The 12832-nt window shown below is 30.7% G+C and carries 11 protein-coding genes; all 11 read right to left on the reverse strand.

The genetic code is table 11. From position 1 onward, the window contains the following. Positions 1–41 precede the first annotated feature (41 nt). The 11 genes from KHQ81_06980 to KHQ81_07030 all read right to left on the reverse strand — a co-directional run bounded on the left by KHQ81_06980 (position 42) and on the right by KHQ81_07030 (position 12784). The gene (locus KHQ81_06980) at positions 42–1352 is read right to left on the reverse strand and encodes an ISL3 family transposase (protein QVK19585.1); all 1311 of its coding nucleotides are present in this window, start codon (positions 1350–1352) and stop codon (positions 42–44) included. Next, positions 1339–1785: a transposase family protein gene (locus tag KHQ81_06985; GenBank protein ID QVK19420.1), complete on the reverse strand. Its 447-nt coding sequence runs from the start codon at positions 1783–1785 to the stop codon at positions 1339–1341. Before KHQ81_06985 ends, KHQ81_06980 begins: the two co-directional genes overlap by 14 nt. Before the next feature lie 198 nt (positions 1786–1983). Then, a complete protein-coding gene (locus KHQ81_06990; protein ID QVK19421.1) occupies positions 1984–3867 on the reverse strand; it encodes an NAD(+) synthase in 1884 nt (627 codons plus the stop codon). Further along, entirely contained in the window at positions 3864–4451 is a 588-nt protein-coding gene (gene nadD, locus KHQ81_06995; protein ID QVK19422.1) for a nicotinate (nicotinamide) nucleotide adenylyltransferase, read from the reverse strand. The genes KHQ81_06990 and nadD overlap by 4 nt, the downstream gene beginning before the upstream one ends. 10 nt (positions 4452–4461) lie before the next feature. Next, positions 4462–5295, reverse strand: a complete 834-nt coding sequence (gene nadC / locus KHQ81_07000; GenBank protein ID QVK19423.1) for a carboxylating nicotinate-nucleotide diphosphorylase — start codon at positions 5293–5295, stop codon at positions 4462–4464. An 18-nt stretch (positions 5296–5313) separates the two neighbouring features. Beyond that, the gene (gene nadB / locus KHQ81_07005; protein QVK19424.1) at positions 5314–6810 is read right to left on the reverse strand and encodes an L-aspartate oxidase; all 1497 of its coding nucleotides are present in this window, start codon (positions 6808–6810) and stop codon (positions 5314–5316) included. 9 nt (positions 6811–6819) lie between these two features. Continuing rightward, entirely contained in the window at positions 6820–7737 is a 918-nt protein-coding gene (gene nadA / locus KHQ81_07010; GenBank protein ID QVK19425.1) for a quinolinate synthase NadA, read from the reverse strand. A gap of 124 nt (positions 7738–7861) precedes the next feature. Next, positions 7862–8836, reverse strand: a complete 975-nt coding sequence (locus KHQ81_07015) for an ABC transporter permease (protein QVK19426.1) — start codon at positions 8834–8836, stop codon at positions 7862–7864. Continuing rightward, complete coding sequence (locus tag KHQ81_07020; GenBank protein QVK19586.1) at positions 8836–9852, reverse strand: ABC transporter permease; 1017 nt, start codon at positions 9850–9852, stop codon at positions 8836–8838. The genes KHQ81_07015 and KHQ81_07020 overlap by 1 nt, the downstream gene beginning before the upstream one ends. A gap of 127 nt (positions 9853–9979) precedes the next feature. Next, complete coding sequence (locus KHQ81_07025) at positions 9980–11506, reverse strand: ABC transporter ATP-binding protein (protein ID QVK19427.1); 1527 nt, start codon at positions 11504–11506, stop codon at positions 9980–9982. A 111-nt stretch (positions 11507–11617) separates the two neighbouring features. Further along, the gene (locus KHQ81_07030; protein QVK19428.1) at positions 11618–12784 is read right to left on the reverse strand and encodes a BMP family ABC transporter substrate-binding protein; all 1167 of its coding nucleotides are present in this window, start codon (positions 12782–12784) and stop codon (positions 11618–11620) included. Positions 12785–12832: the final 48 nt, after the last annotated feature.

Below are 12832 nucleotides of genomic sequence, written 5' to 3' on the forward strand. Positions count from 1 at the left end.
AATTAATAGTAGACTTTATTTGCCTACTTTACTTAAATCTATCATTTTAATGATTCCAATAATAATACTTTAGACCTCAGTAGATCAAATTTATTTCTGCCATACATAATCCTTTTTATAGATTTTAGTTTATTAACACTTCCTTCTGCTAAACCGTTATTATAACTATACTTTATGGCATTTTCTACGGCATCTTGGTCATTTTGTATACCATTAATGAAACTATCAATTTCCTGAATTTCAGATTCTCTTGCCCGTTTAATCCATTTACTTAAACTGTCTTCTGTATCTTCAAGTAACAAAAGTCTGAATTCTTTTAGTCTTTCAAAGAGTACTTTTATGTCTGGATATTTTTTGAAAAATTCATTCAATTGATTCTCCGTGATCCCTTTTACCTTTTCAAGTGGTTTATATAATAATTTATTGATCAAACGTTTGTCTAAAAATTCTGTAGGTTCTTTTGTAGATGAGGTGTCTTTAGCTAAACGCTTTTCTTTTGAGATAAAAAATCTCAATCCATCTACAGTTCCTGTGTATCCTTTTTCCCTTATATGTTCTGTAATCTTCTTATATGTTATCCCATTAGCACGCATATCAATAACTTCATCTCTAAATGGCATTAGTTTACCATTTCGGCCTGTTCCATATTGTCCGTGCACAGGATTGAATTCACCTTTGAGATAAGTATCAATGCTTGTAGTGCTATATCCTGTTTTCTTTGATATGTCTCTTTTTGTATACCCTTTATTCCATAATTCTAGCACCTTATTTCTTTTCTGTTCCACTTTCGAAATGGCGTTGATGTGCTCTTTTCCACGTACAGTTATTTTCTCTTTAGGTATATCTTCTTCCCTCATTTTTATATATTTAGCAACTGTTGTTGGTGAAACACCTAACTTATTTCCAATCGTATCATAGCTATTTCCTTCCTTTGCATATAAACGCCTGGCTTCAATAATTTTTTCTCTACGGCTTAAACCACAAAGATAATCATAACGTTTCTTTCCATCTTGTGATATGAGTGGTATTTCAATGCGACCTGTAATTATTCGTTTCATATACTTTGATATGGATTTCACTAAATTTTTAACTAAATGAAAACGATCACTTACCTGAGTGGCTTTAGGATGAGCGTCTGCAATAGCCGAGCGATAAGTTGTTGAGCCGTCACGTGAGACGAGTTTAATATTTGGAAACGTAGTAAGCCATTCCGTAACTTTCATACTATCTCTTGATTCTAATAAGTCTATAATACATTTAGTTTCAATATCTACCATAATTGTTCCATATGATTTTCTCTTTTTTATCGCAAAGTCATCTATACAGACATATTTAACTTCACTCTTGTTTATGACTAGAGTTTTTTTTTAGGTAATTACAAATTGAGCTTTTCTTGATTTCAACGGTCGTATCTGAAAGGTATTTTGCCGCCGATATAGAACTTTGTGTCAAAGAAACTCGTATAATTTCATCAATTAATCTTTTCGTTTTCTTGCCTTTTTGATCAATAAAACCAAAGCTTTCTGAGAATGTATACTTCTTACAATTTGGATTTGTACAGAACATATTTTTATTTTTTAGTGCAATAACAACTTTTTTCCCCTGTAATGGCAAGTCCTGAAAGCTTTTATTGTATCTAGAATGTACTTTTGTACTTTCCTCTCCGCATAGAGGACATGGGAGTGACTCCTTATTTGATTTTACATTAATGTATAAAGTATCATCAATTAACTCATGTGATATGTAATCAAGACTTTCGTCAAGCATTTTAATTATTTCGTCCATAAGGTACCTCCACTTTTGATACCTTTATTATAACATATTTTTACATAAAATTCCAATAACTTTGGAAAGAACCTATTTGACGCTTACATTGAACAATTTCTAATAAATATAAAAAAACTTCTCAGAATCTATCAGAGAAGTTTTTTTTCATGTTCTTATTTACGATAATATTATACAAATAATTATACTTTACCACCATTAATATTTAGCATCACTTGGCATTCTCCAATCACTTCGTGGAGATAAAGAGATATCTAATATTTTCGGGCCATCTGGTAATGTAGAACGTTTAAATTGTTGACTAAAAAATCTTTGATAGAAAGTTTTAATATATTTTTGTCTATCATCCTTAGTTAATTGATCTTCAAATGTTTTTTCAAGTAAATAATCTATCCGTTTTTCATCATCACCACAGAAGAGCATACGGTATAAAATAAAATCATTTATTTCATATTTTCCAATAATTGCTTCTGTTTTTTGATCTAAACCAGTTAATTCTGGAGAGATTGGTGTTTCTAATATATCAAGCAATGTTTTATACAACAATTCATTGTCTTTATGCTCATATAAAGCAAAGCATTGAACCATAAATTTTATTAAAGTTTTTGGTAATCCACTATTAATACTATAATTGGACATGTGATCCCCATTATATGTACACCAACCTAGTGCTAACTCTGACATATCACCAGTCCCCAAAACAAATCCATTCAACTGATTCGCTTTGTTAAATAAAAGACTTGTTCTTGTTCTTGCTTGTGTATTTTCATAAGTAATATCAGTGGTCTTTGCATTATGATGCATCATATTAAATTGTTCTAACACAGAGTTTTTAATATCTATTCGTTCACATTCAATATTTAAAGCTTTCGCTAAATTTATCGCATTATTCAAGGTTCTATCCCCAGTACCTAATCCAGGCATTGTAATGGTTTTAATTCCTTTTTTATCTCTATTTAAATATTCAAAGGTTTTATTTAAAACTAAAAACGCTAAGGTAGAATCTAGTCCACCTGATAAACCTAATAGAACCGTTTCAGCATTAATATGGGTGATTCTTTTCGCTAATCCGGCCACTTGTATCGCTAAAATTTTTCTGAATGCACTTTCATGATTAGTAGTTGGTATAAATGGGGTCTTTGAGAATGGTTTTATAAACTGATAATTTGAATCATCGAAATTACAGTTAGTATTAACCGTTGAAAAATTATTTATATAAATTCTTAAAGATTCGCGATTTGTCGCATTTTTTCTTTTCAAATATTTCAAAAAACCTAAATCAATATCCCCTAATAATACTGTACTATCATTATTTAATAATTTTGTTTCAGCTTTAATTTTACCGTTTTCTAAAATCAAACAATGATTTGAAAAAACCGTATCCTGAGAAGATTCATATCGACCAGATGAAGCATATACATAGGCACAATTATTCCTTTTTGAAAAACTTTTAATCATATAACGTCTTACTTCATCTTTATCTAATACTTCATTACTAGCTGACACATTAAAAATAATTTCAGCTCCACTAATTGTTTGATAAGAAGCAGGTGGAATAGGTGCCCACATATCCTCACATACTTCAATACCAAATTTAATATCTTTACTTTTCTCATGGAATAATTGTGATCCAAATGTGGTATCAAAATCTTCAACATAAATGACTTGATTATTTAGTACGGTTCCATGAGCAAAATAACGTGTTTCATAAAATTCATCACGATTTGGTAAATACATTTTCGGAATGATTCCTAGTACATTATTTTCTTGAATTACATAAGCACAATTAAATATATCGTTTTTATAAATATATAAAGCACCAAATATAATGATTCCTTTAAAAGTATTATGTTTTAATAAATGGCGTATCGCTTTATTATTCTCCTCTATTAAATAGCTTTGAAAAAATAAATCTCCACAAGTATAACCTGTTACAGCTAATTCTGGAAAAACAATAAAATGAGGATTGTCATTTTTGATTTTATCTATTTCTTCCAAAAATTGTTCAATGTTATACATTGGCTTTCCTACCTCTAATTTAGGAGCAATCGTAGCCACTTTTACAAAATTATTATTTCTCATACTTTTTCACCTCTTGTGTAAAGTTGATGTTTATAAATATAATCATTTATTTCATTTAAAACCACCGCATCACTAGTTAAATTGCGATATTGTGATGATGATAGGTTCATCTGTTTGAAGTCATTTTCAATGATAAAACTATTTTTGAATTTATTAAGTCCATCATTTCTTTCAAAAATGTCTTTTATATCTAAACCATCACGATTTAGTACAATAAATTTAAAAGAAGATAATAAAGTCTGATAATTTATCCATTTAGTGATCGATAATAAATTATCAGCACCTATCACATAAAATAAGGGTTCATCTTTAAAGATAGATTGAAAATGATTTAACGTTTGTATGGTTCCCTCAAAATTTTCTTTATTCTCATATTCCGATACAACTGTATTATTTAATTTACTTGCTAATATTTGGAGCATTTGGTATCGATAGATAAAAGGTATTAAATTAGCTTTGTTGTAGTTATTACCAACAGGTATAAAAATAAAACGATGTGGCTGGTATTTATTAATTAAATATTTAGAGATTTCAAAATGAGCAATGGTTGGCGGATTAAAGCTACCACCATATAAAATAATCATCTATTCACCATTATATTTTAAAACGCAAACTAATATCTAATGCACTATAAGAATGGGTAAGCGCACCTACAGAAATAATATCAACACCACACTTAGCAACTTCTTCTACTCTATCTAATGTCATATTACCCGAAGCTTCCAATATGGCTTGATGTTGATTGATATTAACAGCTTCTATCATCAAATCTGTGCTCATATTATCTAACATTATTATATCTGCTTTTACTGCCAATGCTTCCTTTAACATCTCTAAATTTTCAACTTCAACTTCAATTTTAGTTGTGTGAGATATTTTCTTTCGTAAACTCGTAACTGCTTCCTTAATTCCACCCTTGGCTTCAATATGATTATCTTTTATCATAACTGCATCTGATAAACTAAAACGATGGTTGTATCCTCCCCCTAATAATACCGCATCTTTTTCAAAAATCCGAAAATTAGGTGTTGTTTTTCTGGTATCAACAATTTTAGCATCTGTCCCTTTTACTCTTTCAACAAATTGACGGGTTAATGTTGCTACACCAGACATTCTTTGCATAATGTTTAGTGCAAGTCTTTCACCCTTTAATATTGATTTTGTCTTTCCTTCAATTTCAAGAATAATGTCACCTTTATTAATATTAGTACCATCTTGAAAATGTTCTATAAATTGAATGGATGGATCAATGTATAAAAAAACTTGTTTCAAATATTTTATTCCAGCGATAACACCTTTTTGTTTAGCGACAAAATAACCTTTTGATACGTTGTTATCAGTAATTAAATAATCTGTTGTCACATCTCCAGAAGGCATATCCTCAATCAGAGCTTGTTTTATCAATTGTTCAACTAATAATTCTTTCATTATTATTAACTCCTTTCTCTAATTAATACGGTAATGACAGCCCACGCTTTCTTTTCTATCTAAAGCAGAGTAGATAATTAATGAAGCAACAGTTGCCATATTATGTACCTCATAATAAGTTTTACATATTATTTGATTTTTTTCTAAATTACTAATAATTTGGGCAATCTTTTCTTTCGCAAATACCAAATTCTTTTCTTTACGAACAATTCCCACATTACGTTCCATAATTTCTTTGATTTGATTTCTAATATCCTGATAATTAAAATAAGATATTTTAATGGTTTTTTCATCTTTCTTCATAATGGTCTTGTTATTTTCTATCTCATTTATATTCTTAGCAATTCTTTCACCGAATACAACACATTCAAGTAATGAATTACTTGCTAGACGATTAGCGCCATGTACACCACTATCACAACATTCACCATTTGCATATAGATTATGAATGGTTGTCCGGCCATTTAAATCAACTGAAATTCCTCCAACTGAAAAATGCTCAACTGGTGCAACAGGTATATAATCTTTTGTCATATCAATCCCATAATCTAGGCATTTTTGGTAAATAGTTGGAAATCTTTTTTTAATGAACTCAGCATCCAAATGGGTTACATCTAAATAAACATGATCACTCCAAGTATCATACATTTCACGATAAATACTTTGAGAAACAACATCACGTGGTGCTAGTTCTAATAAATGATGGTATTTATGCATGAAACGTTTTCCTTCAATATTTCGTATATACCCACCTTCACCACGAACTGCTTCAGAAATTAAAAATCTAGAACCAGTTGTTTTAATAAAGAAAGCCGTAGGATGAAACTGAATAAATTCCATATTGTTAATATTAGCACCAGCTCTATAAGCCATCGCAATTCCATCACCAGTAGCTACTGCAGGATTCGTACTATTTTTATATATTTCACCCAATCCTCCTGTACATAATGCTGTTGATGTTGAATATATATTAAAGTATTTATCATCTACTAACACAGAAACACCTAAACAGGTATTATTGTCTATGATTAAATCAATAGCCATAGTATTCTCTAATACTGTGATATTATCTTTATGAAGAACTAGGCTTATGAGTGCATTGATTATTTCTTTACCAGTAGCATCTCCTCCTGCATGAAGGATTCTTCTTTCTGAGTGTCCACCTTCTCTTGTAAGCAATAGATTACCTTCATCATCTCGATCAAAATTAACACCATAGTGAATTAACTTATTTAAATTATGACTTGATTCATAAACCAAAGTTTCTAATGCATCTCGATTATTCAAATAAGCCCCAGCTAACAATGTATCTTCAATATGTTTTTGATAAGCAATATCATCATTTTGTATTTCCCCAGCTATCCCTCCTTGAGCAAGAGAAGAATTACTAATACGAATTTCATCCTTAGATATTAATAAAACCTTTTTTTCACTTGTCACATTTAACGCTGTATATATTCCTGCTAGTCCACTTCCGATTACAATTAAATCATAATATTCTTGGATATCAATCATTTTATCACCTTATCTATCTGTATATTCAAACATTTTTTCTAATGATTTTAATGCTTTATGTCGAATTGATTCTTCTACTTCTATTTTAGTTTCTTCATTTAATAACGCATAATACACATCTCTTAATGTAGTTAATTTCATATCGTAGCAAGCTAAATTCTCAGTTAATAAATAAAATTTCTTTCCAGGACAACTAAGTTCCATTTGATGAATGATCCCTTTTTCTGTCCCAACGATAAATTCTTGACAGTCACTATTTTTAACATATTCCAGTAACCCTTTTGTACTTCCAACATAATCAGCCATTTTAACAATATCTAACTGACATTCAGGATGAACAATAAATTGAGCATTTGGATGCATTTTTTTCGCTTTTAGGACCTCTTCATTTGTTACATCATTATGAATACAACAGAATCCTTTCCAAACATCCATATCTAACTCAAATTTTTCTTTTAAATAAGTTCCTAAATTCTTATCAGGTACATATAATAATTTCTCACCTTTATAATGTGAAATGACTTTTTCAGAATTACTACTTGTCACACATACATCACTCAATGCCTTAACTTTCGCAGTAGAGTTAACATAACATACCACTTTGACATCAGGGTTTTCTTCCTTATATTTTTTCAAACGTAAATCAGTGACCATCTCAGCCATAGGACAACCTGCTTCTTTAACAGGAAGAAGAACCATTTTATCTGGCGATAAGATTTTAGCTGTCTCAGCCATAAAATGAACACCACAAAAAACTATAATATCAGCATCTGTTTCCGCAGCAATTCGACTTAAGGCTAATGAATCGCCTAAATAATCAGCAATATCTTGAACTTCAGATCTTTGATAATAATGTGCTAATATAACAGCATTTTTCTCTTTTTTTAATCTATTAATTTCACTGACGTAATCAATTTGATTATTCATTCAAATTCCTCCATTTTTTCTTTGTACCATTATGATTATAACACAAAAATAATAAGAAGGTAATACCATTTATAAAAGAAAAAGACACATGATTTTCACATGTGCCTATAAGTTTCTCTTTATATTAACGTTTACCTGTATCATATGGTTCTCCAAGCGCTTTTGGAGCATTAGAATTTCTAGAAAAAACTAGTAAGGCAATAATTGTAGCGATAAATGGAATTATGTTGAAAGCTTCTCTTGGTAATTGAAGTGATTTAATGGTTTCATTAACTTGAGAGAATGTAGCAAGTGTAGACATACCACCAAAGAATAATGTCGCACCTAATACATTAAATGGTCTCCATTTTCCAAATATTAGAGAAGCTAACGCTAAGAATCCTAATCCATTAACTAGTCCATTAAATTCTAATGGATAAGTTAAAACAAAGATAGCCCCACCAATTCCAGCAAGAACTCCGGAAATAAACACCGCTTGATAACGCATTCTAACGACATTAACTCCCATAGAATCAGCAGCGTGAGGATTTTCTCCACATGCTCGTAATCTTAATCCATAAGAAGTTTTAAATATAATGAACCAAGCTAATATTACAATTAGTAACACAAAATAGATTGACAAGTTCACTGAAGTGAAGAATAATTCACCTATAAAAGGAATCTTACTTAGTAAAGGAATACCATTATCATATCTTTTTAGTCCTACTGGTAAAGTAATATTTTGTGTACCAATCAGTCCTTCAGCTAGAAATAGAGTGATAGCTGGAGCAAGAAGATTAATTGCTGTCCCAGAAATAACTTGGTCAGCTTTCAAAGAGACAGATGCATACGCATGAAGTAAAGAAAATAATCCTCCTACTAGAGCGGCTAATAAAATACTGACCCACACCATGTATTGTGGCATTACTCCTAAAACTGAAACCATGGATTTAACAAATATCGCAGAGGTAAAGGTTCCTACTACCATCAATCCTTCTAACCCGATATTAACAACCCCACTTCGTTCAGAGAACAATCCACCAGTTGCAGTAATTAAAATAGGTGCAGTAAAACCTAAGATATAGGGCATTATTTCTTGTATAAAATGATAGAATTCCATTATTTCACCTCTTTTTCTAATTCAATTGATTGATTACGATATCTTTTTGATAGTTTGTGTAAAAAAGAACGAATTAATAATGAAGCTGCAGCAAAATAGATAATTAATGAAACTAATATATCAACAAACTGTTTTGGCATATTGTATAGGGCATTAATATAATCTCCACCATTTCTTAATAAACCAAATAAGCCAGCAGATAATAAAACACCAAAAGGAGTATTCAATCCTAATAAAGATACTGCAATTCCATCAAATCCTAAAGTAGGAAGAACACCGATTTGAATATGGTCTACAAATCCAATATAATAACTAGCACCAGCTAAACCAGCGATACCACCGGAAATAACAAATGATAATAAAATATTTTTATTTACTTTCATCCCTGCATACTTAGCTGCGTTATGATTAAAACCAACGGCTTTTAATTCATATCCAAAAGTTGTTCTTTCTAATATATACCATACTAAAATTGCACAAATAATGGCTAAAAATAATGATAAATTAACAACGGATCCATCAAAAATTTTAGACATCCAATCAACTCTTAATGATGCATTGTATCCAACACGTTTTGATTCAGTATCAAAATTACTTAAAATATTCGTCCGTACTAAGTAATGAACAATCCAGACAGCACAATAATTCATCATGATACACACAACAACTTCATTGATTCGATAAGAAGCTTTTAATATCCCTGGAACTAATGCCCATAGAGCACCACCCAAAATTGCAACTAATATACAAATTGTCATTAATAATGGTTTAGGTAGTGTATGTAACTGTACACCAACAAACACTGCCAAAAATCCACCGAATAACATTTGTCCACTAACACCTATATTGAATAAACCTGTCTTAAATGCAAAAGCAACAGCAAGTCCTGTCAAAATTAAAGTAGTAATTCTTAACAAAGTATCGCCCAAACGAGACAAATCACCTTGAAATAATCCACGGAAAATACTACCTTTTATAATGTCTATATAAACAGATATAGGATTTTCACCCATCATTATAATTAAAATAGCACCAATAAGAAAACCAACGATGACAGAAATAAATGGAGCTGCTGTATTTACATGTCTTTCATCTTTGAAATAATTCGCAATGTAATAAGAAAATTTTTTCTTTTGTTTTACTTTATTCTCCACTTTGTTTACCTCCAGACATTAGTAAACCAATTTGATTTTCATTCGTGTTTTTAGCATCCAGTATATCAACAATCTCACCTTCATACATAACTGCTATACGATCACTAATATTCAGGATTTCATCAAGTTCTAAAGAAACTAATAACACAGCATCATTTTTATCTCTTGCTTGAATTAATTCTTTATGAATAAACTCAACTGCACCTGCATCAAGACCACGTGTAGGTTGGGTTGCAACAAGCAATTTAGGATTACGGGAGATTTCCCTACCAACTATCGCTTTTTGTTGATTTCCTCCAGACATCGACCTTGTTATTGTCTCACTACCTTTTCCACTTCTAACATCAAATCGATCAATTAAATTCAGTGCATTTTTTCTAATCGAACCTCTTTGCAACACACCGTTTTTACTAAATTTATTTGTATAATATTCTTGTAATATAAAGTTATCTTCTAAAGAATACTCAAGAACTAGCCCGTGTTTATGACGATCCTCAGGAATATGTCCAATCCCTAATTCAGTTCTTTTTCTAATAGGAAACCCAGTAATATCTTGACGATTAAAAATAATATGTCCTGCTGTTGGTTTCCTTAGTCCAGTTAATAACTGAACAAATTCACTTTGTCCATTCCCTTCGATACCAGCAATCCCTAATATCTCTCCCTCATGGACGGTGAGATTATCAACATGCAATTTATTTTTATTTTTTTCTTCATCAAATAGGGTTAAATTATTAATTGCTAAAATTGCTTTTCCTTTCTTTTTATCAGCTTTGTCTACCTTAAAGCTAATGTCTCGTCCAACCATCATTTTCGCTAATTCTTGCTCATTTACTTCATTAACATTAACTGTATCTATATATTTTCCTTTACGTAATATTGTACAACGATCTGCTACCTTTTTAATTTCCTTTAATTTATGAGTTATTAAGATAATGGATTTTCCTTCTTTAGAGAAATTTTTCATAATGTCCATCAATTCATCGATTTCTTGTGGTGTTAAAACAGCTGTAGGTTCATCAAATATTAATATTTCTGCATCACGATATAACATTTTTAATATTTCAACACGTTGTTGCATCCCTACTGTAATATCTTCAATTAAAGCATTAGGATCAACTTTCAAATTATATAAATTTGATAATTCTTGTACTTTTTCAGTTGCTTGTTCTAAGTTAATTCTACCAAAAGTTTTTTTAGGTTCATCGCCTAAAACGATATTTTGAGTAACTGAAAAATTGTGGACTAATTTAAAATGTTGATGAACCATACCAATTTTTAAATCATTTGCTACATTAGGATCAGTTATCCTTACTTCTTTCCCTCGTACTTTTATTACTCCATTATCAGGTTGATATAAACCAAATAAAATACTCATTAATGTTGATTTACCTGCTCCATTTTCTCCTAATAAAGCATGTATTTCCCCTTTTTTCAACTTAAGAGTAACATTATCATTTGCTAATATACCAGGAAACTGTTTTGTTATATTTAACATCTCAATGACGTATTCCATTCACATCACTCTTTCTTTATGATATTCATTATATTATTAGATAGAGGTTATAATTAAAAACTGTTTATAAAAGAAAAGGCTGCTAACAAAGTTAGCAGCGCTATATAATTGCTAGTACTCAACACCAGATGGTGTAGTATAATTATTCTCTGATAGGTAAGTTATTAAATCTTCTTTAGTGTCTGGTACTGTAATCTTACCATCTTTTAAATCTTTTGCAGCCTCATCACATTTATCTTGTGTTGCATCAGATAAGTTAGGATTATCGATTGGTAATCCAACAGCATTATCAGTAATATCTAAGTTTAATACTTTTCCACCAAAGTCAGACCATTTATCTGTAGCTAATTTGGCAATACTATCATAAGCTGCTACGTCAACGCGTTTTAATGCTGATGTTAATGTAACAGATTTACTTAAATCACCGTATTTACCTAAATCATATTGGTCAGAGTCAACACCAACAACCCAAACTTTATCTCCAGAATCTGCACGGTTCTTAGCTTCTGTAAATACACCTACACCTACACCACCAGCAGCAGTGAAGATGACGTCAATTCCCTTGTCATACATACCAGCTGCTAAAGATTGTCCTGCAGCAGTATCCTTAAATGTACCTTGGTATACATAGTCAATAACTTCTGCATTTGTATCAAAGTTTTCATTAGCATACGCTACACCAGCAACAAATCCCCAACCAAATTTTTGTACAGCAGGAATTTCCATACCACCAATGAATCCTAATTTGTTAGTCTCAGTTGATAATGCTGCAGCAACACCTGCTAAGAATCCAGCTTGTTGTTCTGCAAAATAAATTGATACTGTATTATCAGATACTTTTTCAACTCTTGTTTCATCAAATGCACCATTATTAGGGATTCCATCAATTAATACAAATTTAACATTTTCATATGTATCTTGAGCTTCTAAAATTGCTGTTTCAAATTTATAACCAGGTGTAATGATAATATCATGTCCAGCATCTACTAAGTTCTTGATAGAACTTAAATAAGTCACTTTTTCTTCACCAGAAGGTTGAACATATTTTTCTTCACCAGGATTTTTTGAAACATAACATTTGATACCATCCCAAGTACCTTGGTTAAATGATTTGTCGGTAATAGTTCCTGAGTCAGTTACCATTCCGATTTTAAGACTTTTAGCGTTTTCTACTTTAGCTAACTCATCGCAATAGGTTTTATTTTCTTTTTCTTTACCACAAGCTGCCATAAGAATCGCTAATGTAAGAACAGAAATTATTGTGAAAAGCTTTTTCATTAATGTTTTCCTCCATCTCATTTTTATTTGGTCGTTTTAATCATACCA

The organism is Mycoplasmatota bacterium (genome assembly GCA_018394295.1).
Taxonomy (GTDB): domain Bacteria; phylum Bacillota_I; class Bacilli_A; order Haloplasmatales; family Haloplasmataceae; genus JAENYC01.